Source organism: Pseudomonas sp. NPDC089534 (assembly GCF_044749305.1).
GTDB lineage: Bacteria > Pseudomonadota > Gammaproteobacteria > Pseudomonadales > Pseudomonadaceae > Aquipseudomonas > Aquipseudomonas ekonensis.
On the sequence record NZ_JBIVHR010000049.1, the window covers coordinates 22796 to 45194 of the forward strand.

16 protein-coding genes, 1 rRNA gene and 1 pseudogene are annotated in these 22399 nt (G+C 66.1%); 5 read left to right on the forward strand and 13 right to left on the reverse strand.

Annotation, left to right across the window (positions count from 1 at the left end; all coding sequences use genetic code 11):
* The first annotated feature begins 24 nt into the window (after window positions 1-24).
* Entirely contained in the window at window positions 25-1980 is a 1956-nt protein-coding gene (locus ACIP0B_RS16425) for an amidohydrolase (RefSeq protein ID WP_400833703.1), read from the forward strand.
* Window positions 1981-2134: 154 nt separating this feature from the next.
* Entirely contained in the window at window positions 2135-2491 is a 357-nt protein-coding gene (locus ACIP0B_RS16430; protein ID WP_217891234.1) for a hypothetical protein, read from the forward strand.
* A gap of 311 nt (window positions 2492-2802) precedes the next feature.
* On the opposite strand, the gene ACIP0B_RS16435 is transcribed toward ACIP0B_RS16430, so the two are convergent.
* Window positions 2803-3003 carry a hypothetical protein gene (locus ACIP0B_RS16435; protein ID WP_085584605.1) on the reverse strand — a complete coding sequence of 67 codons (201 nt, stop codon included), beginning with the start codon at window positions 3001-3003 and terminating at the stop codon, window positions 2803-2805.
* A gap of 392 nt (window positions 3004-3395) precedes the next feature.
* Between ACIP0B_RS16435 and ACIP0B_RS16440 the strand changes: the two are divergent.
* Window positions 3396-4887 (forward strand): annotated as a pseudogene (locus ACIP0B_RS16440) (aldehyde dehydrogenase family protein).
* Between the two features lie 233 nt (window positions 4888-5120).
* On the opposite strand, the gene ACIP0B_RS16445 reads toward ACIP0B_RS16440, so the two are convergent.
* From ACIP0B_RS16445 to ACIP0B_RS16475, 7 genes are all read right to left on the reverse strand, one after another.
* Entirely contained in the window at window positions 5121-6419 is a 1299-nt protein-coding gene (locus ACIP0B_RS16445; RefSeq protein WP_400833708.1) for an NAD(P)/FAD-dependent oxidoreductase, read from the reverse strand.
* Window positions 6416-7093: a S8 family serine peptidase gene (locus ACIP0B_RS16450; RefSeq protein ID WP_400833710.1), complete on the reverse strand. Its 678-nt coding sequence runs from the start codon at window positions 7091-7093 to the stop codon at window positions 6416-6418. The genes ACIP0B_RS16445 and ACIP0B_RS16450 overlap by 4 nt, the downstream gene beginning before the upstream one ends.
* The gene (locus ACIP0B_RS16455; RefSeq protein WP_400833712.1) at window positions 7090-8814 is read right to left on the reverse strand and encodes an ABC transporter ATP-binding protein; all 1725 of its coding nucleotides are present in this window, start codon (window positions 8812-8814) and stop codon (window positions 7090-7092) included. The genes ACIP0B_RS16450 and ACIP0B_RS16455 overlap by 4 nt, the downstream gene beginning before the upstream one ends.
* Entirely contained in the window at window positions 8814-10718 is a 1905-nt protein-coding gene (locus ACIP0B_RS16460; RefSeq protein ID WP_400833715.1) for a sigma-54-dependent Fis family transcriptional regulator, read from the reverse strand. Before ACIP0B_RS16460 ends, ACIP0B_RS16455 begins: the two co-directional genes overlap by 1 nt.
* 280 nt (window positions 10719-10998) lie before the next feature.
* Entirely contained in the window at window positions 10999-12024 is a 1026-nt protein-coding gene (locus ACIP0B_RS16465; protein ID WP_400833717.1) for a histone deacetylase family protein, read from the reverse strand.
* Between the two features lie 226 nt (window positions 12025-12250).
* Window positions 12251-13480, reverse strand: a complete 1230-nt coding sequence (locus ACIP0B_RS16470; protein WP_400833720.1) for a Zn-dependent hydrolase — start codon at window positions 13478-13480, stop codon at window positions 12251-12253.
* Between the two features lie 20 nt (window positions 13481-13500).
* Window positions 13501-14811: an MFS transporter gene (locus ACIP0B_RS16475; protein ID WP_400833722.1), complete on the reverse strand. Its 1311-nt coding sequence runs from the start codon at window positions 14809-14811 to the stop codon at window positions 13501-13503.
* 162 nt (window positions 14812-14973) lie between these two features.
* On the opposite strand from ACIP0B_RS16475, the gene ACIP0B_RS16480 reads away from it, so the two are divergent.
* Window positions 14974-15909 (forward strand): LysR family transcriptional regulator, encoded by a 936-nt coding sequence (locus ACIP0B_RS16480; protein WP_085584622.1) that lies wholly within the window; start codon window positions 14974-14976, stop codon window positions 15907-15909.
* On the opposite strand, the gene ACIP0B_RS16485 is transcribed toward ACIP0B_RS16480, so the two are convergent.
* The 3 genes from ACIP0B_RS16485 to ACIP0B_RS16495 are packed head-to-tail and all read right to left on the reverse strand — an operon-like array spanning window position 15903 to window position 18906.
* Entirely contained in the window at window positions 15903-16832 is a 930-nt protein-coding gene (locus ACIP0B_RS16485; RefSeq protein ID WP_400833725.1) for a 2-hydroxyacid dehydrogenase, read from the reverse strand. The genes ACIP0B_RS16480 and ACIP0B_RS16485 overlap by 7 nt on opposite strands.
* Window positions 16833-16840: 8 nt before the next feature.
* Complete coding sequence (locus ACIP0B_RS16490; RefSeq protein WP_400833727.1) at window positions 16841-17596, reverse strand: class II aldolase/adducin family protein; 756 nt, start codon at window positions 17594-17596, stop codon at window positions 16841-16843.
* An 8-nt stretch (window positions 17597-17604) separates the two neighbouring features.
* A complete protein-coding gene (locus ACIP0B_RS16495; RefSeq protein WP_400833730.1) occupies window positions 17605-18906 on the reverse strand; it encodes an MFS transporter in 1302 nt (433 codons plus the stop codon).
* Window positions 18907-19061: 155 nt separating this feature from the next.
* Here ACIP0B_RS16495 and ACIP0B_RS16500 point away from each other — a divergent pair, with 155 nt between their 5' ends.
* A complete protein-coding gene (locus ACIP0B_RS16500) occupies window positions 19062-20021 on the forward strand; it encodes a LysR family transcriptional regulator (protein WP_400833732.1) in 960 nt (319 codons plus the stop codon).
* A gap of 11 nt (window positions 20022-20032) precedes the next feature.
* Here ACIP0B_RS16500 and mrdA read toward each other — a convergent pair whose 3' ends face one another.
* Window positions 20033-21925, reverse strand: coding sequence for a penicillin-binding protein 2 (gene mrdA, locus ACIP0B_RS16505; protein WP_400833734.1), 1893 nt, complete (start codon window positions 21923-21925; stop codon window positions 20033-20035).
* Window positions 21926-22139: 214 nt separating this feature from the next.
* Window positions 22140-22255 (reverse strand): 5S ribosomal RNA (gene rrf / locus ACIP0B_RS16510).
* Window positions 22256-22399: the final 144 nt, after the last annotated feature.

Here is a 22399-nt window from a genome sequence, read left to right on the forward strand (position 1 = left end):
CACCGACAACCTGAGGAATGGATCATGGGATCACATGGAAAGGGTCACGGCTGCACCCATTGCGGCTGCGAAAACCCGGTATGGAACGCACTCAAGCACACCGTCGACCTTAAAGCCTTCGCGGGCAAGGCCGCCGGGCTGCTGCCGGAGCCCGGCGGCGAATCGCTGATCTTCACCGGCGGCACCATCTACCCCCTGATTGACGGCAACATGACCCAACGGGTCGAAGCGTTGGGCATCCACGGCGGCGACGTGGTCGCCTCGGGCAGCCTGGCCGAGGTTCAGGCGCGCATGAAAGCCAAGGGCATCCACTGCAAGATCCGCCCGCTGGACGGCAAAACCCTGCTGCCGGGCCTCATCGAACCGCACGCGCACATCGTGCAGTCCTGCGTCATGGAGGGCTGGGAGGATCTGGGGCCGATCGACGAGACAACCCAGAAGCTCAAAGATCCCTATGACTGGGCCTGGCTCAAGGAGCGTATCCAAACGAGGCTCAAGGATAAGGAATACGCCGATCAATCGCGCTGGTTCCTGGGACGCATGGTCGATCCGGCGCTGATGCCGTTCACCGAATCCGGGCAGCCCGGCGTGCTGAACACGCTCACCGCGTTCTACTGCAAGGCCGATTTCGCCAAGAACGCCGACACCACCGGCAACCTGGACAGCATCGTGCCCGACCGGCCGATGCTGATGATCAGCGCCTCCATGCACACCGTCTACCTGAACACCGCCGCCTGCGACGTCGTGTATCACCATCAGAACAAGGCCAGCCAGGCGTTGCGCGACACCTACAAGACTTATGAAAACTTCCTGTCGGTGACCAAGGGCAACCTGCAGGAAGAGGCCGGCATCACGCCCGCCCTGCTGTCGATCCCGCTGGTTCAGGCGCTGGACGTGGTGAACATCTTCAAGTACATGAAGGACTACTTCCAAACGGCGTCCAGCCGCGGCATCACGCTGCTGTATGACGCGATGGTGGATCCGACCTCCAAACTGATCCTGGAAGCCTACGGCCTGACCCACCCGCGCAACCTGCGCATCGGCTATGCGGCCTCCTGCAACGGCGTGGACTTCAGCCACATCCCGCCTTACAAACCGGTGACCAAGGAAGCCGCCCGGCACTTCTACCAGGGCTCGGTGAAACTGGTGTCGGATGGCTCCAACCAGGGGCTGACCGGCTACCAGGCCACGCCGTACTGCTGCAAAACCGACCGGCCGGTGGGCAACTTCAACTTCTGCGACCCGGGCCCGGACAACACGACCCCGGACACCCTCCCCGACGCCTACCAGACCACCCTGAACAGCGCCGTGGCCACCGGCTGGCCGCTGATGATCCACGCCAACGGCGACCGGGCCATCGAGTTCACGCTGCAGGCCTACAAGACCGCGCTGAAAGGCAAGAGCGGCCTGGAAAAACGTCACCGCATCGAACACTGCTCACTGCTCACCCCGCGCACCCTGGATCAGTTGCAGAGCGTGGGCATTTCCCCAAGCTTCCTGATCGGCCACGTCGGCTACTGGGGCTACGCGTTCGAGAAAGCCATTTTCGAAGACAAGGCCACGCGCATGCTCGACCTGTGCCAGGACGCGCTGGACCGGGGCCTGCGCATCTCGCTGCACAGCGACTGCACCGTCACGCCGCTGGGCCCGCTGCGCTCCATGGAGCAGGCCGTCACCCGCAAAATGGAAGGCAAGCGTGAGAACGGCACGTTCATCACGGATGCCGCCCGCCAGCCCGTGCTCAACGAAGGCCAGTGCCTGACCCGGCAGCAGGCATTGAAAGCCATCACCTACGATGCGGCCTGGCAGTGCCATGCCGACCAATGGGCCGGCTCGTTGAAGGACGGTCACTTCGCCGACTTCGTGATCCTGGACCAGGATCCGCTCGACGAGAAAGTCCCGGCCAGCGATATCCGCGGCATCAAAGTGAGGGAAACCTGGAAAGGCGGACACAACGTGTTCACCCGGCGCGAACCTTGACGGGTACGGGCCGGAGCGGGCGGCGGTCTCGCCGCCCGCTCCGGCCCCCGATCAGTGGCAATCGGTCACAGGGCACTTCATCGCCCGGCGATTGACGTGCCCCCCTTCCCGGCGCGAAATGGGGGTTCACCGAGTGCTGACAGGGAGATGCGTCATGGCAAACATCACGGTCCTGGCGGGGGACTTTCTGCAAGGTGACGGCGTGTACAGGGACGGAAGCCTTACGCTCAGGACGACGCTGCACCCATGGCCGGGCCTCACCCTCCCGCTCTCATCGATCAAGACCCTCGAAGTCGCCAACGAGGAGTCGATCAGCAACATCAAGGACGCCATCGGCTACGGCGTGGCCGGGGCGATGCTGCTGGGGCCCATTGGCGCCATCGCCGGGTTCATGCTCGCCGGCCACGAGACCGAAGTGACGTTCCTGGCGACCCTCAAGGACCGGCGCCGGCTGCTGATCGCCGCCGACAGCGACACCTATCAGGAGATCTCCCGCCGGGTCGCCTGCTGAATATTCCGCCAAGAATTCTCTGGCACCTGATTGTCCTTCGTTGTGCCTGCCCGGAATCGGCCTTCTCCCGTTCCGGGCGCGTTCGATCCTTGCCCGGCGCTAGCGAACAGGCTTGTCCGGATGCACCTCGTACCGTGCGCCCGGCTCGCGACAGGCGAGCTCTTGCTCTGCCGGGCCCGCCCCGCTTGCCTGTAGCCTGTCTTTTTCGCACCGCCTCCGGTTGGCCGATGGGGACATACGCAGATCCCTGTAGACCGCAAAGGCGATCAGCAAAAGGATGCCCAGCGACCACAAGGACAAGATCAGAACCGTCATAAATCCTCCTCAAGCACAGCGACCACATAGGACGCAACGATCACAAAGAAGCTGACGACAGCCATCGAGGCTCCCGTACGGACTTCCTCAGCCTCGACCACGTCGCCGATCAACAAAGCCGCGGCCCCCGTCACCATGAATCCCGTACCGATGCACAACAGCAGGTTGGTCATCCATCGAATGGTTTTGTTGTTCATCGACATCCTTGCCAGACATTCTCCCGCCAACTCCGTGGCAGGGTTCACCGCATGACGGCAATCGGGAATCCACCCCTTGTCGCTTGCAGTACGTTCATGGAGACGAAAGGTAGCGTCGGCCCCATGAATCCACCAGCCGGATTCAACACCCGGACACACAATCGCGCCCTCGACCGAACACGCCCATCGGGTTCCGGCCCTGCCTGAGCGGCGTCGAGCCCGTATCCGCCATCTCACCGACTGTCGCTTTTTGCGACAAATCCCCTCCTCCTCGCCCGTCCTGCTCCGCGCCAGTGCACAGCCACGCCCGCTTTCAGCCCTTGGCACGGCCATTGCGACTGCCATTGCGAAAGCCCCCTCCTGATCCCATCGAACAACAAGAGGTTCTCGCCATGCCCCTGCCGTATCTGCTTCCCGCCACCTCGGCCTTCATCCAGCGTCCGCCGCGCATGCTGATCGGCGGCGACTGGACCGAGGCCGCCGACGGCCAGACCATGCCCCTGCACAACCCCGGCCACCGGCGAAGTGCTGTGCGTGGTGCCCCGGGCCACGCCGGAGGACGTCGACCGCGCCGTGCTGGCCGCCCGGCAGGCGTTCGACGATTCGGCCTGGAGCCGCACCCGCCCGCGGGAACGCCAGAACCTCTTGTGGAAACTCGCCGACCTGATCCAGCGCGACGCCGAACTGCTGGCCCAGCTGGAATGCCTGAACAACGGCAAGAGCGCGGCGGTGGCGCAGGTGATGGACGTGCAGCTTTCCATCGATTTCCTGCGCTACATGGCGGGTTGGGCGACCAAGATCGAAGGCACCAGCGTCGACGTGTCGCTGCCGTTGATGCCCGGCGACCAGTTCCACAGTTTCATCCGCCGCGAAGCGGTGGGCGTGGTCGGCGCCATCGTCGCCTGGAACTTCCCGCTGCTGCTGGCCTGCTGGAAACTCGGCCCGGCCCTGGCCACCGGCTGCACCGTGGTGCTCAAGCCCGCCGACGAAACCCCGCTGACCGCCCTGAAACTGGCGGAGCTGGTGCTGGAGGCCGGATACCCGGAAGGCGTGTTCAACGTGGTCACCGGCACCGGCATCACCGCTGGCTCCGCCCTGACCCACAACCCGCTGGTCGACAAACTGACCTTCACCGGCTCCACTGCCGTGGGCAAACAGATCGGCAAGATCGCCATGGACTCGATGACCCGCGTCACCCTGGAGCTGGGCGGCAAGTCGCCGACCCTCGTCATGGCCGACGCGGACCTCAAGACCGCGGCCGCCGGCGCGGCCAGCGCGATCTTCTTCAATCAGGGCCAGGTCTGCTGCGCAGGTTCGCGGCTGTATGTGCAGCGCAAGCATTTCGACAATGTGGTGGCCGACATCAGCGGCATCGCCAACGCCATGAAACTGGGCAACGGCCTCGACCCGAGCGTGGAGATGGGCCCGCTGATTTCCGCGCGCCAGCAGGAGCGGGTCTACCGCTACATCGAAACGGGCCGGGACAGCGGCGCGACCATCGCCTGCGGCGGCGAACAGTTCGGGCCGGGGTTCTTCGTCAAGCCGACGGTGATCGTCGATGTCGATCAGAAGCACCCGCTGGTGCAGGAGGAAATCTTCGGCCCGGTGCTGGTGGCGATTCCGTTCGATGACGAAGCCGACGCGCTGCGCATGGCCAACGACAGCCCTTACGGCCTGGGCGCCAGCATCTGGTCGAACGACCTGGCGGCGGTGCACCGGATGATTCCGCGGATCAAGTCAGGTTCAGTGTGGGTCAACTGCCACAGCGCGCTGGATCCGGCGCTGCCGTTCGGCGGCTACAAGATGTCCGGGGTCGGGCGGGAGATGGGCCATGCGGCGATCGAGCATTACACCGAGCTGAAGTCGGTGCTGATCAAGCTGTAACAACCCTGTGGGAACCAGCCTGCTGGCGATGGCGTCAGTGAAGGCGCCGCGTGGCCGGGGCAGTACCGCATCGCTTTGCAGTGACCGCACACTCAGGGCGCTACTGCCTTGCCCTGCGGAGTCTGGACTGACGCTATCGCCAGCAGGCTGGCTCCCACAGGGATCTCAGGTGAATGAAGGATCCGAGTTCACAGCAGAAACCCGCGAAGAGGCCCGGCCTGCCGACACAGGGCTCAAGGCTTGAACCCTTGGGCCAGCAGCCACCCGCGCACCGCCCGCCCCTGCTCCGCCGTCAAGCCGGCCAGCACCCGCTGAGCCGGCTCGGTGCGCAACCGCCGCACCAGTGCCGCCACCTCCACCCCGTGCACATGCCAGATCCCCAACGGCTGATCCGGCGTCACCACCACTTCGGCCTCATCGACAAACCCGTCGTGCAGCACCGGCATCCGCTCGATCCGCAGCGCAGTGAAGTCCGCCGTCAGGTGAGCCTCCTCGGCATCCGGCCACTGCCGTCGCGCTTGCCAGAACGGCCGGTCCGGCCAGCGCCGCTCGTCGGCATAGAAATCCCGGCCGATGCGCGCGAAGCGCAGGAACAGCTGCTCCACCCGCTGCCGGTGAAAGCGCTGCGCCAGCGCCGCCCGTTCCGGCTTGCGCAGCAGCGTGTTGATCACCGCCGGCGCCTGCAACGCCGAGGACAGCGACTGGAAGATCCCGTTGCCGGACAACGGATCCACCGCCATCGCCGCATCGCCGACGCGGATCCAACGCTCGCCGCAGACCTGCGGCGCCAGGATCGCCGTGCTGCTGCGGGCATGCAGCTGCAGGTCGGTCACGGCTTCATCGCCGAAGAATGTCCGCGCCAGCGGCGATGCCCTCCGCCGCTCCCGGCAGTAATCAAGCAATTGCGCCTTGCCCGGCAACTGCGCGCTGGCCACGTCCACCGTCCATTGCCAGTAACACTGGCCGTCGGCCCGACGCGCCATCCAGGCCCAGCCGTCCGCCAGGCTTTCCACGGCGCTGGCCGTCTCGCCCGGCGCCCCTTGCCAGCGATTGAGCAGGCTGACCGTCTCGGGCCCGCGCACGCCCTTGCCGGACGCCGGCGCCTGACGTCCGCGGGCCTCCACCAGAAAGTCCGCCGCCAGTGCCTGGCCGCCGTCCAGTTCGACCCGATGGCTCTCCGCCGAAGACTGCACGTTCAGCACCCGTCCTTCGATCACCTCGACACCGGCCAGGCGCAGGTCTTCGCGCAACCCCCGGTCGAAGGCCGGGCGATCCAGCAAAAATTCGATGTTCTGCGCGTGCCGCTGGCCGTTCCAGATCACGTGCCTTTGAGACGGCAACGTCGCCTCCCCCAGCGCCCGCTCCAAGCCTGCGCCGCGCAAGGCCTCCAGCACCCGCTGCGAGACCCCTTCCAGCGCCGCGAAACGCCGCCATTCGCTGACCAGCGTCACCGCGTGGCCCAGGCGCCGCAGCCCCAGCGCCACCGCCGCACCGGCAGGCCCCGCCCCGAGGATCAGGATCCGTGCGGTCATGGGCCGAGCCGCCGTTCAGGGCCGCGATAACGGGCATTCGCACGCAGCCATTCCAGGATCTGGGCGTTGCTCGCCTCCGGGTTCGCCGACAGGAACCCACCGATGTGCCCGCTCAACGCCGCGCACCCCAGGCTGGCGCCCGACTGCCCCGGATACGTGCCGTGCACACACGCGGCGAAATCCGCCTGTGCGCTGTCGAGCCACGACCATTGCCCGTCGGTGCAGCGGGCGTCGCCGGTCACCCGCAGCACCTGCGGATAGCTCGCCGGGAACACCGCCGCGCCCTGGGCCGGGCTCGACGCGCACACCAGCACCCCGCGGGCCACCGCCGCCGCGCAGGCCTCACGCAGCAGGCTGCGGTCCTGGCGCAGGCCGAGGCTCAGGTTGATCAGGCGCACGTCCTGCGCGACCAGCCAATCGATGGCGGCGGCGATCTGCCAGGCGCTGGTGACGCCGCGCCGGTCGAACACCTGCGCCACGCACATCCGCGCATCCGGAGCGCGGCGGCTGATGGCGTCGAACACGGCGGTGCCGTGGCCGAGGGGATCGTCCGCCGGATCCGACTGCGCCAGCCCCTCGTCCGCCAGCATGAAGCGCTGCCCGACCAGCACCCGATCCCGCTGCGGCGCCGAATGCCCGCTGTCCACCACGCCGATCCGCAGTTCAGGTTTCATGCCGCACCGTTTTCGCAGCGGGCTCCGGACACCAGCACACCGTCGACCAACTCGAAGCGCAGGTCGGCATCGGCCAGGGTCGAGGGCCGATGGCTGATCAGGATCCGCGTGCGTCCGGCAAACAGGCGGTCGATGGCCTCGATCACTTCGCGTTCGGTGGCTTCGTCCACCGCCGAGGTGGCCTCGTCGAGCACCAGGATCTGCGGATCCTGCAGCAACGCCCGGGCGATGGCGATCCGTTGTTTCTGACCGCCGGACAATTGCTGGCCGCGCTCGCCCAGCGGGCTGTCGAGGCCTTCGGGCAGCGAGGCGACCAGGCTGTCGAGCTGCGCCAGCCGCGCCACCTCGGCCACCGCCTCGCGGCCGGCGTCCGGCACCGCGTAGGCCAGGTTGTCCGCGAGGCTGCCGCGAAACAGCACGATGTCCTGGCTGACCACGGCGATGCGCCGACGCAACGCGAACAGGTCCAGCTCGCGCAGATCCACCCCGCCGAGCAGCACCCGGCCGGACTGCGGATCGTGGTGGCGCTGCAGCAGATCGATCAGCGTGGACTTGCCGACACCGGACGCGCCGCTCAAGGCCACCTTCACCCCGGCAGGAATCGTCGCCTCGATCCCGCGCAAGGTGCCGGCCCGCCCCGGATGGCTGAAGTGCACCTGCTCGAAACGCAGTTCGGCGCTGGTCGGCAGCGGCTGAGGCGCGTCCGGCGTACGCACGGTCGGCGCTTCGCCGCGCAGCTCCATGACCCGGCCGAGGCTGACGGTCATGCGCTGGATCGCCACGTACAGCCCGAGCAGGCTCTGCACCGGTCCGACGGCCATGCCCAGATAAGTGGAAAACGCGATCAGCGCGCCCAGTTGCCAGGTGCCCTGCACCACCCAATAGCCGCCGATCAGGAACGCGCAGGCCCGGGACAGCGAGGTCAATGTCCCCGGCACCGCCTGGGTGAAGAACTCCGTGACCTGCAGGCGCAGCAACTGGTTCATGTAGCCCTGCCCGAGGGTTTCCAGGCGCCGCGCCTCGCGTTGCTGCTGACCGGCGGACTGGATGAACTTCATCACCGGCAAGGTCTCGACCATGAACGACGACATGTCCGCCGAACGCTCGCGCAAGCGCCGCACATCGCGCTCGACCTTGCGCCGCATCCAGCGCAGCCACACGACGTCGAGCGGAATCAGCACCAGCGCCAGCAGCGAGAGTTTCCACGACAGCGTCAGCAGCATGGCGATGGCCGCCACCAGCCCGATCACGCTCGACACCGCCGAGAACAGCGAGTCCACGGCAAAGCGCTGGATCTCCGCCACGTCGCCGTCCAGGCGCGACATCAGGTCGCCGATCCGCCGCTGGCCGTAGAAGCCCGGCGACAGGGTCTGCAAATGCCGGTAGAGGTCGTCGCGCAGGGCGAACAGGATCCGCCCGGACAGCCGCGTGTGCAGGTAGCGGTTGATTCCCGACAGCGCCGTGCCGAGCAGCCCGGCGACGATCATCAATACCGCGATCAGCACCAGCACCGGGAAGTTGCGCGCCAGCAGGCCGTCGTCGATCAGCAGCTTGACCAGCCACGGCTGCACCAGCACCAGCAGCGACGCGCACACCGAAAGCCCCAGCAGGCCGGCAATCGCCCAGCGCTGCGGCCGCACGAAACCGTACAGCCAGCGCAGCGCCGCGTGCAGTGCGGCAGGGTTCTGGCTGTCGATCAGCCGCACGATCAGGCGCTGCATCACGGGCGCAACTGTTTGAGTTTGCGGTACAGGGTCGCGCGGCTGATGCCCAAGGCGTCGGCCGCCGCGGAAACGTTGCCCTGGTGGGTGTCGAGGGACTGGCGGATCAGGTCCAGCTCGTTCTCGCGCAGGCTGCCGGCCTGGGGCTTGTCGGTGTCGGTCAGTTCGTCCAGCAGGCTGTCGGGCAGGTGATCGAGGGTCAGCACGGTCTCGCCCGGTTCGCGCATGGCCAGCGCGGTGCGCAGCACCATTTCCAGTTGGCGGATGTTGCCCGGCCAGTGATAGGCGGCAAGCAGCCGGGCCAGCTCATCGTGCAGCACCGCGTGCGGCGCATCGAGCTTGCCCAGCAGGCGGGCGACCAGTGCGCTGAAGTCTTCGCGCTCGCGCAGGGCCGGCAGCTTCACACTGATGCCGTTGACCCGGTAGAACAGGTCTTCGCGAAACTGCTTGTCCTCGACCTGGCGCTTGAGGTCGCGGTGGGTGGCGCAGATCAGCGCCACGTCGATGTCTTGCTCTTCGCCGGCGCCCAGCGGCGCCACCTTGCGGTCCTGCAGCACCCTCAGCAGCCGTGCCTGCAACGCCAGCGGCATGTCGCCGATCTCGTCGAGGAACAGCGTGCCGCCGTGGGCCTGCTGCAGGCGCCCGACCATGCCGCCCCGGCGCGAACCGGTGAACGCGCCTTCGCGGTAGCCGAACAGTTCCGATTCGATCAGCCCTTCGGGAATGGCCGCGCAATTGACCGCGACGAACGGCTTGTCGCAACGGCTGCCGGCCATGTGCAGGGCCCGGGCGATCACTTCCTTGCCGGTGCCGGTTTCACCCAGCAACAGCACCGGCAGTTCATTGGCCAAGCCTTGGCGGGCCATGCGCAAGGCGCGGGCATAACGGGCGTTGCCGCCGGCCAGGGCGTCCAGGTCCGGTTGCGGTTTGACAGCCTTCGCCACGCTGCGCGGCGGGCCGCCGAGGTTGACCGAGCGGGCCGGGGCGCGCAGGGTCCTGTAGAAGAATTCGCCCTTGGCGGTCTGCACGCTGCCGACCCCGCCCTGTTGCAGTCGGGTCAGCAGTTGCACGCCATCGACGCCGAGAAACTCTTCGCAGCGCCGCCCGACCAAGGCCGAACGTTCGGCCCCCAGCAACTGGCAGCCCTGGGCGCTGACCGCCAGCACCTGCCCGCCGAGACTGACCGCCAACAGCCCTTGCCAAGGCGATTCGAGGTACTGCCGGCGGCTGTGGAACGCCAGCACGATCTGATCGGGAAAGCTGTTGCAAAACACCCGGCTCTCGATCTGGCTGACCGCCATGGCCAGCAGCGCGGTGCTGTCGTGCACGCGGCCGAGCGGGCCTTCGCGGGTCAGGTCGAGGACGCCGAGGATGTCGCCTTGAGGGCAATGGATCGGCACCGAGGTGCAGGAGAAATCGGTGAGGCGGTCCAGGTAATGCTCGCCGCAGTCGATCAGGGTCGGCCGGGCTTCGACCAGCGCCGTGCCCAGGGCATTGGTGCCGCGCGCCGCCTCGCTCCAGCAGGCGCCGAGGGTGATGTCCTGCAGGCCGCTGCCCTTGAGCCGGTCGGCCCGGCCCTCGACCGCCAGGATGGTGGCGTCGGCGTTGGCCAGGATGATCAGGCCTTCCTTGCCCTGGCGCCCGGCCAGGTAATCGATGGCCGGTATCGCCGCGTCGATCAGCAAGCGATTGTTCGCCAGCAGCACCTCCAGGCTCGCGCCGGACTCCAGCGCCAGTTCATGCTTGGCGTTGAAATGCACGCCGTGGCTCAGGCTGCGCCGCCACGAGGCGTCGATCTCGGCACGCAGCACGCCGTCGGGGACTTGCCCATCCAGGTGCAGGCGCTCCCGGGCCAGCCGGGCTTCGTGGTGGGGCTTGGGTTCGGTGTTTTTTATTAGAGTCATCAAGCGCTCCGGAGCGGTCCGCTTTGCGCTTTCTCAAGCGCCCTGACGCCAATGTTTACGTTAACGTCAGGGCAATGGCAATAGCCTTATGGCGCCTGGGTTGCGGCATTGAATGAACATTCCCGGTTTCATCCAAGTCCGCTGTGAGAGCAGGTGGCTTGTCCTGTGGCGTCCTCACTGACGCCATCGCCAGCAGGCTGGCTCCCACACGTGATGTGCAACACACAAAAACTGTGGGAGCCAGCCTGCTGGCGATGACGTCGTTGAGGCAACGAAAGACTCAAAGCTGCCACACCTGGGCATTCACAAAGAACGCCCGCGCATTGTCTTCCAGGCTCTCCAGGTGATACCCGCCCTCCTGCACGATCAGGCACGGCAGCCCCAGGCTGCGGATGCGCTCGCCCAGCGCGGCGAACCCTTCACGGGTCACCGCCACCTTGCTCTGGGGATCGAGTTCATAGATGTCGAACCCCAGCGACAGCACCAGCACCTGCGCCCCGAACCCGCGCACCGCCGCCAGCGCCACATCCAGTTGAGCAAGGAAATCCGCCTCGCTCGCCCCATGGGCCATCGGCAGGTTGAGGTTGAAGCCCTCCCCCGCGCCGACGCCGCGCTCGTCGGCGAACCCGGCCACGCCCGGATAGAAGTTGGTCGGGTCGCCGTGCACCGAGACGTAGAGCACGTCGTCGCGGTCGTAGAAGATTTCCTGGATGCCCTGGCCGTGGTGCATGTCGGTGTCGAGCACCGCGACCTTGCCGAAGGCGCCGCGCAGCACCTGCGCCGCCACCGCCGCGTTGTTCACGTAGCAGAAGCCCCCCGCCGCTTCGGCGCGGGCGTGATGCCCCGGCGGGCGGCACAGGGCATAGGCCGCCGGTTCGCCGTCGATCAGCGCCTGCGCCCCGGCCACCGCGCATTGCGCCGACCAGTAGGCCGAGCGCCAGGTCTGTTCGCCGACCGGGCAACTGCCGTCGGCCAGGTAACGCGCAGCCTGGGCGAGCACGCCGCGCAAAGCGTTGGGCTCACGCACGAAGATGTTCGACATCACCTCGTCGCCCCAGTCTTCGGGGATCTCTTTCCAGCGCGCATGGGCCTCCTGCAAGAAGGCCAGATAGGGCGCGCCGTGCACCGCCAGCAACGGCGCGAGGCCGGCATCGGCTGGTGGCTCGACGGCAAAGCCCAGACCGTGGGCGGCCTGGACCAGCCGCTGCGCGCGCTCGGGGACTTCCTGGGGCGTGCGCATCTGCCCGCGGGAGTAGTAGCTGCGAGGATGGTGAAGCAATTGTTCGGGGTGGAAAAAACTGCGCATGGGGCGAAATTCCTGTCTGTCCGCGTGAGGCATGAGGTCGGCTGCAATCCCTTGTGGGAGCCAGCCTGCTGGCGATAGCGGTGTGTCATCAAAATGAGGGGTTGCTGATCGGGCCCTATCGCCAGCTGGCTGGCTCCCACAGTTTTGTTTGCGACACCGTCCCGTTTGGCGTACGCGGTTCCTGTGGGAGCGGGCTTGCCCGCGAAGGCGTCGGTCGGGACGCTATTTATTCCGCCCGTCCGGCACGGGCCAGCACGGCGTTGAGCAACACGTCGGTGCCCTGGCGAACGTCATCGGGCAGCACGTCTTCGGCCTCGTTGTGGCTCAGGCCGCCGACGCACGGGATGAACACCATCGCCGTCGGGCAATGCCGGGCCAGGTGGATCGCGTCATGGCCGGCGCCGCTGACGATCGATTGCTGAGCGTAGCCCAGCGCATCGACGGCCTCCTGCACCGCCGCCACGCACCCGGCGTCGAACGGTGTGGCCGGGCTGATCCAATGCGGCGTGACGGTGAGGGTCAGGCCCCGCCCGTCGGCGATGGCCTGCAAGCGTGCGCGCACCTGCGCTTCCATCGCCGCGATGGCATCGTCACGGTGATGGCGCAAATCGACGGTGAAGTTCACAAGGCCCGGAATGGTGTTGCGCGACGACTTGCTGATGGACAGCTCGCCCACGGTGGTCAGGCCCTCTGGCGCGAAATCCGCCGCCAGCCCTTCGATGGCCTGGATCATCCGCGCCACCCCGTACAAGGCGTCCTTGCGCAGCGCCATCGGCGTGGTGCCGGCATGGGCGGCCATGCCTTCCACCCGCACGTCGAGCCAACGGATCGCCTGGCCGCCCGTCACCACGCCGATGCTCTTGGCGTTGTCCTCAAGGATCGGCCCCTGCTCGATGTGCGCCTCGAAATAGGCATCGACCTTGCCGCCCAACGGACGACTCCCGGCGTAACCGGTGCCCTGCAGGGCCTGGGCAACGCTGATGCCGTCGGCGTCGCGCACCGCCAGCGCGGCGTCCAGTTCCATGAGACCGGTGAACACCGCCGAGCCGAACATCGCCGGGGTGAACCGGGCGCCCTCCTCGTTGGTCCACACCGCCACCTCCAGGGGTTTGCGGGTCTTGATGTTCAGGTCATTGAGGCGACGCACCACTTCCAGCCCGGCGAGCACCCCATAGACGCCGTCGAAGCGTCCGCCCTCGGGCTGGGTGTCGAGGTGGCTGCCCATCATCACAGGCGCGGCGTCCGGGTCGGTGCCGGGGCGGCGGGCAAACAGGTTGCCGATGGCATCGACGCTCACGGTCATGCCCGCCTCGCGGCACCAATGGGCGAACAGTTCGCGACCGGCCTTGTCTTCGTCGCTCAGCGCCAGCCGGCAACTGCCGCCCCGGGCCGTCGCACCGATTTCGGCCATGGCCATCAGGCTCGCCCACAGGCGTTCACCGTTGATCTTCAGCATGAAACTCTCCAGAACAGTCATCAGGCGCGGACCGTTTCCGCGCGGTGGGCATGGGCGTGACGGCACGCCAGCGACAGCACGCAGACCAGCGAAACGGCGGCGATCAGGCTGTAGAACACCGCCATCGGCCACCACTGGCCGGTGAACCGGTGCGCCAGCATCGTGCCGATCAGCGGCGTCAGGCCGCCGGCCAGCGCGCCGCAGACCTGATAGGCCAGCGAAATCGCGGTGTAGCGCACGCGGGTCTCGAACATGCCGCTGACGTAACCGGCGATCACCGCATAGAACGAGGCCATGCACACCACGGCCAGGGCGATGCCGAGGATGATCAAAGGCGCCTGGGCCGAACTGACCAGCACGAACATCGGGTACGGCGACGCCATCGCCAGCAGCGACACCAGGCACAGGAACCGCGTCGCGCCGATTTTCTCGGCCATCCACGCCGCCAGCGGCTGGATGCAGAACTGGATGATCGCGACGAAGAACAGGCACTCCAGGATCAGCGAGCGCGGCAACGCCAGTTGCTGGGTGGTGTAGGCGATCATGAAGGTGTTGGTGAAATACACCCCGGCGATGCCCAGGGTGTTGGCGCCGATGCACAGCAGCAGCGGCCGCCACGCGGTGCGCAGCACTTCCATCACCGGCGCCTGCTCCTTGCGGGCCTGTTGCCGGGCCTGCTCGCGGCCGGCGAGGAACTCCGGCGATTCGTTCACCCCCAGACGAATGGCCAAACCGACCACCAGCAACAACGCGCTGGCCAGGAACGGCACCCGCCAGCCCCAGCTCATCAGGTCCTCCTCCGGCAGGCGGGTCACGGCGCTGAACGCCAACAGCGACAGAATCAAACCTGCAGGACTGCCCAACTGCGCAAACGACGCGAAGAAATTGCGCCGGCCTTTCGGCGCATGCTCGCCGGCCATCAGCACCGCCCCGCCCCACTCGCCGCCGACGGCGATGCCCTGGACGACGCGCAGCAAAATCAACAGCACCGGCGCGGTCGCGCCGATCTGCCCGTAGGTCGGCAGCAGGCCGATGCATACGGTGACCACGCCCATCATCAGCAGCGTGATGACCAGCGATTTCTTGCGCCCGATGCGGTCGCCGATGTGGCCGAACACGATCCCGCCCAGCGGCCGGGCGAAGAAGCCCACCGCGAACGTGCCGAAGGCGGCCATGGTGCTGAACAGCGGATCGCCGGAGGGGAAGAACAAGGCGCCGAACACCAGCGCGGCGGCCGTGGCGTAGATGTAAAAGTCGTACCACTCGATCATCGTGCCGATGAAGGCGGCGGCCGCCGCACGGCGCGGCTGGTTCGAAGCGTGGGGCTTCATGGGGTCGGGCTCCTTTGGTTATTTTTCTGGCAGGAGTTGAACGGCAAATCGGGGCGCTCTGCTGGCGCCTGGCGTGGAGTGATTTATCGTCCCGGGGCTATGATCAGTCAATTTTCTATTTATTATTCCGATTATTACGCCACCTTATAATCGAGGGCCGCCATGGCCGAACGCGACCTGCAACGCCTGCTCAACGACCGCCTCGACTGGAACCTGCTGCGCACCTTCCGCGTGATCGGCCAGGAACTGAGCATCAGCCGCGCCGCCGCGCGCCTGCACCTGACCCAACCGGCGGTGAGCCAGGCCCTCAAGCGCCTGGAAGAACAGCTGGGCCGCCAACTGATCGCCCGGCGCGGCCCGCGCTTCGCCCTCACCGAGGTCGGCGAACAGCTGTTGGCGCTGGCCGGCGAAATCTACGGCCAGGTGTCCCAGGTCAGCAGCCTGCTGGGCGAGCCGGCGGACGAAGTGATCGGCAAGGTGCGGCTGTTGATCATCAGCCGGATCTTTTCCGAGCGTTTCGACGATTTCCTCGCCGACTTTCACCGCCAATTCCCCCGGGTGGATCTGGAGGTGGAGGTGATGCGCAGCTCGGACATCGTCAGCGCCCTGCAAGAGAAGACAGCGACCCTGGGCCTGAGCCTCAACCGCCGCGCGCAGCCGCGCCTGGAACAGCGCCTATTCCTGCGCCAGCGCTATGCGTTCTTCTGCGGCAAGCACCACCCGCTGTTCCGGCGGCAAGACGTCAGCCAAAGCGATCTGCAGCGCGAGAATTTCGTCAGTTTCACCAGCGACCAGATCGGCGGGATGCTCTCGCCGCTGACCATTTTCCGCGATCAGCAGGGCTTCAGCGGGCGCATCGTCGCCTCCTCGCCGAGCCTGGAGGAAGTCCGGCGACTGGTGATCGCCGGGTTCGGCATCGGCTGCCTGCCCGAGCACGTGGTGGCGGCGGACGTCGAGGCCGGATTGCTCTGGCGCCTGCCGCCCCACGAGGGAATCGCCGATGTCGACATCCACATGCTGTGGAACCGCGAGCAACGCATGAGCCGCGCCGAAACGCTGTTCATCGAACGCTTGCAGGCGTGCCTGGCGGATCAGTAGCCGAGCAGGCGATCCGCGCTGTTCAGCAGCGGCTCGCCGGCGTTCAGGCGCCGGACGTTCTCGGCGATCTGCTCGGCGATGCAATCATGGGACGCCGCCGACGCCATGTGCGGCGTGACCGTGACGCCGGGGGTCGTCCACAGCGGATGGTCGGCGGGCAGCGGTTCCCGTTCGAACACATCGAGCAGCGCACCGCGCAGTTTTCCGTCGGCCAACGCCTGTTGCAGGTCATCGGCGTTCAGGTGCGCGCCGCGCCCGACGTTGACCAGCGCGGCGCCGTCGGCCAAGCGTTCGAACGTGCGGCGGTTGAGGATGCCACGGGTCTCGGCCGTCAGCGGCAGCAGGTTGACCAGCAGTTCCACCCCGTCCAGGAACGGGTCGAAGGCCCCGGCGCCGGCGAACGTCTGCACGCCGGGCAACGCCTTGGCGCTGCGGGCCCAGCCGCGCACGTCGTAACCGGCGCCGGCCAGATCCTGCGCAATCGCGCTGCCGAGCGAGCCGAGCCCCATCACCCCGACCCTGAAGCGGCTCGCCGGACGTTGCGGCGGCCGCTCCCAATGTCGGTCCGCCTGATGGCCGAGCACGCGGTCGAACCCCCGGTGATAGTGGATCACCGCCCAGCGCACGTATTCGGTCATGCCTTGGCGGTGGCCGGGATCGACCACCCGGCACACCGGCAAGTCCGGACACGACGGGTCGTGCGCCAGGTGATCGATGCCGGCGGCGACCGAGTGGATCACCTGCAGGTTCGGCAACGCGGCGAGGCTGCCCGGCAACGGAAACCAGCACGCCGCCACCTGCGCCCGGATCGCCTGCGGATCTTCGGCCAACACTGCCGACAAGTGCGGCGCACGACGGGCGAAAGCGTCCTGCAATTGCGCGAGCAGCAGCGTGTCGCGGGACAGCAGCGCCACCGTGTTCATGTCGGCGCTCAAGATGTGTAGGACTCGCGCTGGGATTCGATCAGGGTCAATGCGGCCTCCCAGGCCAGGTCGATGATGTTGTCCTGCTCGTCGCGGTCGAACTGCTCGGCGGTGTGGGCACAGACCTCCGGCGACGGGAAGTGCAGCTCCGAACCGCCGGCCAGCGCCTGCACCTGGGCCTGGCAGGCGCGCTCCAGGAAGTGGATTTCCTGAAACGCCTGGGCCACGCCGGAACCGCCCACCAGCAACCCGTGGTTGCGCAGGATCATCGCCCGGTGCGGGCCGAGATCGGCGATCAGGCGCTCGCGCTCGTCCAGCGACAGCGCGATGCCTTCGTAGGTGTGGTAAGCCAGTTTTCCGTAGAACTTCAGCGCATGCTGGCTGATCGGCAGCAACCCGTGCTTCTGCGCCGCCACCGCCATGCCGGCGGCGGTGTGGGTGTGGATCACGCAGTTCAGGTCCGGGCGCGCCATGTGGATCGCCGAATGAATGACGAAACCGGCGGCGTTGACCCGGTGCCCGGCGTAGGCGGGATCGACGATGCGGCCGTCCTGATCGATCCGCACCAGGTCGGAGGCGCGCATGCGGTCGAAAATCACCCCGTAGCGGTTGATCAGGAAATGATGCTCCGGCCCCGGAATGCGCAGGGTGATGTGCGTGTCGATCAGGTCGGTCATGCGAAAGTGCGCGATCAGGCGATACAGCGCGGCCAGCTCGCAGCGCGCCTGCCATTCGACCGGATCGGTTTGGGCCGTTCTACTCATAAAAGCACTCACGAATACACCTCTTTGTTGGAATGAAGGACGGCGGGATTGGCGCGCAGCCGGGCGAGGCCGCAGACACCGATCAGAGACAGGGCCGACAGCAGCGTGAAAAACACCGCCAGCGGCAGCCACTGCCCGGAAAACCTGTTGGCCAGCAGCGTACCGATCAGCGGCGTGGTGCCGCCGGCGACGGCGCAGCTCAGCTGATAGGCGATGGAAATCCCCGAATAGCGCAGATGCACCGGGAACGCCTGGGTCATGTAACCGGCGATCACCGCGTACAGCGCCGACAGGATCACCACCGCCACGGCGATGCCTAGGGTCATCAGCACGATGTTCTGCGTGCCGACCAGCAAGAACATCGGGTACGGCGTGACCATGCACAGCAACGCGACCAGCGTCAGGAACCGGCCCTCGCCGATGCGCTCGGCCAGCAACGCCGACAACGGCTGCGACAGCAACTGAATGACCGTCACCAGAAACAGGCAATCGAGAATCGTCGCCCTCGGAATGCCCTGGTACTGGGTGACGTAAGTGATCATGAAGGTGTTGGTGAAGAAGAACCCGGCCGAGCCGATGGTGACGGCGGCGGCCGCGAACAGGATCTGCCGCCAGCACTGACGGATCACATCCTTCACCGGTTGCCGGGCTGTCTGGTTGCTGGCTTTGGCCTTGGCGAACTCCGGCGACTCGTGCACGCCGGAGCGGATCATCAGCCCGACCGTCATCAACACGCCGCTGGCCAGGAACGGCAGGCGCCAACCCCAGGCCAGAAAGTCTTCCGGCTCCAGCGACGTCACCAGGCGGAATGCGATCAACGCCAGCAGCAACCCGGCGGGACTGCCCAGTTGGGCGAACGACGCATAGAACGTCTTGCGCTTGGCCGGGGCGTGCTCACTGGCCATCAGCACCGCCCCGCCCCATTCGCCGCCCACGGAAATGCCTTGGATGAGGCGAAGCACGATCAGGCCCACGGGCGCCCAGATGCCGACGCTGGCATAGCTGGGCAGCAGGCCGATGCCGGTGGTGGCCAACCCCATCAGGGCCATGGTCACCAGCAGCATTTTCTTGCGCCCGAGGCGGTCGCCCAGATGGCCGAACACCATGCCGGCCATGGGGCGGGCGATGAAACCGACGGCAAAGCTGCCGAACGCGGCAAGGGTGCTGGTCACCGGATCGCCGCTGGGGAAAAACACCTGTCCGAGCACCAGGGCGGCGGCCGTGGCGTAGATGTAGAAATCGTAGAACTCGATGGTCGTGCCGATGAAGGCAGCGGCGGCGGCACGGCGCGGCTGAGCGGTGGTGTGCATGCAAGAACCCTGTGTATTTATAGTTTTGGGCAGGTGTCGAAGCGGCTGACGGTGGCGCTCTGTGGCGCTTGTGGGCTTTATCGCTTCCGTGAAAGGATTAGTCAATTTTCAAAAACTTATCCTTACTATTAGCCCTGCTACTACATGGAGCGTGCATGACCTCGACTTCCCCCCCTTGGGCGGGCCGCCGCTTTCTCAACGACCGTCTCGACTGGAACCTGCTGCGCACCTACCTGGTGATCGGCCAGGAAGGCAGCATGAGCCGCGCCGCCGCCCGGCTGCACATCACCCAGTCGGCGGTCAGCCAGGCGCTAAAACGGCTCGAAGAACAACTGGATTGCGTGCTGATCGCCCGCAGCGGGCGGCGGTTCGACCTGACGGAGACCGGGGAAGAAGTCCTGCGCATCGCCGCCGACATCTACGGCGACATTTCACGGTTGGGGACGGTGGTGGAGAACCGCCACGACGACGTGGTCGGCAAGATCCGCATCCTCACCGTCAGCGGTGTGCAGGCGCGGCATTACGACGAGTTCCTCGCTGACTTCCATGAAACCCACCCGAAAATCGAGCTGGAAGTCGAAGTGATGGGCAGCTCGGACATCATCAGTTCCCTGCTGCAGAAAACCGCCACAGTGGGCGTCGGCCTGTGTCGTTTGCCGCAGCCACGGCTTGAGCAGCGGGTGCTGTTCCGCGAGCGTTACGCGTACTTTTGCGGACAGCGGCATCGACTGTTCGGACAGGAGAATCTGACCCTTGAGCAGCTTGCGGCGGAAAACTTCGTCAGCTTCACCAGCGACCAGCTCGGCGGCAACCTTTCACCGCTGACACTGTTCCGTGATCAGCAGGGTTTCACCGGCAAGATCGTCGCCTCATCCACCAGTTTCGAAGAGATTTACCGCCTGATCTGCGCAGGGTTCGGCATCGGCTGCCTGCCGGTGCACTTGGTGCGGCGGGATGTCGAGCAAGGTTTGCTCTGGCGTTTGCCGCCGGAAGACGGGGTGGTGGATTTCGATATCCAGCTGCTGTGGAACCGCAAACAGAAGATGACCCAGGCCGAGACCGTGTTCCTCGACAGCTTCCAGCACATGCTCAGCCTGCGTGAGCCTGTGCTGTAAGCTGCGTCGGATCAAACGTGAGGGTCGCCCTGGGGCTTGGTCGGCGCGGCATACTGCGGCTTGAGGTGGCCGTCCTGATCGAGCAGCCAGGCATCCATGATCTGCCGCACGACGGGACCTGCGACCCGGCCGCCCGCCTCGCCGTTCTCGATCATCACCGAAATCACGATCTGCGGATGCTCCGCCGGGGCGAAGCCGACGAACAACGCGTTGTCGCGGTGACGTTCCAGGGTTTTCTCGCGGTTGTAGCGCTCGCCCTGCTTGATCGCCACCACCTGCGCCGTGCCGCTCTTGCCGGCGATGCGGTACTGCGCGCCAGCCGCCGCCGCGCGGGCGATGCCGCGGGCATCGTGCATCACCATCTGCATGCCGTGGTTGACCTGCTCCCAGTCGCGCGGATCCTTGAGCAGGATGTTCGGCATCGGGTGCTCATCCACCGGCGCGACCCCGTCGACCGTCTTGGCCAGGTGCGGACGGTTCCACACGCCTTTGTTGGCGATCAGCGCCGTGGCCTGAGCCAGCTGCAACGGTGTGACCTGCATGTAGCCCTGGCCGATGCCGAGGATCACCGTCTCACCCGGGAACCAGGCCTGACGGCGGGTGGCGCGCTTCCAGGCCTGTGAAGGCATCAGGCCGGGGGACTCTTCGAACATGTCCAGCGAGACCTTTTCGCCAAGGCCGAACATCGCCATGTAATCGTGCAGGCGGTCGATGCCGAGCTTGTGCGCCAGGTCGTAGAAGTAGGTGTCGTTGGAGCGCATGATCGCCGCGTCCATGTCCACCCAGCCGTCGCCGCTGTGGTTCCAGTTGCGGTACTTGTGGTCGTAGTCCGGCAGTTGGTAGTAACCGGGGTCGAAGACTCGGGTCTGCGGCGTCACGATGCCGGCATCGAGCCCGGCGATGGCCACTTCCGGCTTGATGGTCGAGCCCGGCGCATAGAGGCCCCGCAGCACACGGTTGAACAGTGGCCGGTCGATGGAGTCACGCAGCGCCGAATACTCCTTGGAGCTGATGCCCGTCACGAACAGGTTCGGGTCGAAGCTCGGGTTGCTGACCATGGCCAGCACTTCACCGGTGGCCGGATCCAGCGCCACCACCGAGCCGCGACGATCCCCCAGGGCCGCTTCGGCCGCTTCCTGGAGCTTGACGTCCAGACTCAGGACGATGTTCTTGCCCGGCACCGGATCGGTGTGTTTGAGCACACGCAGGACACGGCCCTGGGCGTTGGTCTCAACTTCCTCATACCCGACGTGACCATGCAGCTGCGCCTCGTAGAAGCGCTCGATGCCGGTCTTGCCGATGGACTGGGTGCCGCGGTACTCGACGGAATCGAGGGTCTTGGATTCTTTTTCGTTGATTCGCCCGACGTAGCCGATGGAGTGGGCGAAATGTGCGCCAAGCGGGTAGTGACGGACGAACTGAGGCTCAACGTCCAGGCCCGGCAAGCGGAACTCGTTCACCGCCAGTACGGCGATCTGTTCCTCTGTGAGCTCGTAGAACAGCGTCACCGGAGTGAACGGATGGCGCGACTGCTTCATGGCCTTGTCGAACACCGTGCGGTCTTCGGCGGGGAGGTGCAGAAGGTCGATGACCTCATCCAGTTCCTGGCTGACGTTGGTGGCGCGTTCGCGGGTGATGGTCAGGTTGTAGCTGGGGCGGTTGTCGGCGAGCAGTACGCCGTTGCGGTCATAGATCAGGCCGCGGGTGGGCGGGATCGGCAGGACGTGCACGCGGTTGTTTTCGGAGATGGTGGAGTGGTAGTCGAATTCCACCACTTGCAGGATGTACAGGCGCACCACCAGTGCACAACTGATCGCGAAAACAAACAGTGCGCAGGCGATCAGCCGTTTGTTGACCAGACGCGTCTCTTTCTCGTGATCCTTGATCGGGATGGGTTCGGGCATTTCTGCAGCCACTCTTTGACAAAATGAGCGCCGATCCGTGGGCGTGACATCAGTCCGTTAAAAAACGAGCTGCACCATACCAAAAACTGTCGGGTCACTTCAGAAGGAATTCCTTCAACGGTGGTGCCAGCACGACGGCTGGATGCGCTCAGGAACTTTCCTGCGGGCAAAACAAAACCCCAACCGCTTTCGCAGTTGGGGTTCCGGAATTTAATCTTGACGATGACCTACTCTCACATGGGGAAACCCCACACTACCATCGGCGATGCATCGTTTCACTTCTGAGTTCGGGATGGGATCAGGTGGTTCCAACGCTCTATGGTCGTCAAGAAATTCTGTGTGCCGGTCCGCGCCCTGGGGCCCGTGCCGACGAATGGGTATGTGACAGCTTTGTGCGTTTGGCGAACTTTCGGTTCTGTCGTCTCCACACACCGCAATCTGGCCCCTTCCGGGTTCGCAAATTGCTTGGGTGTT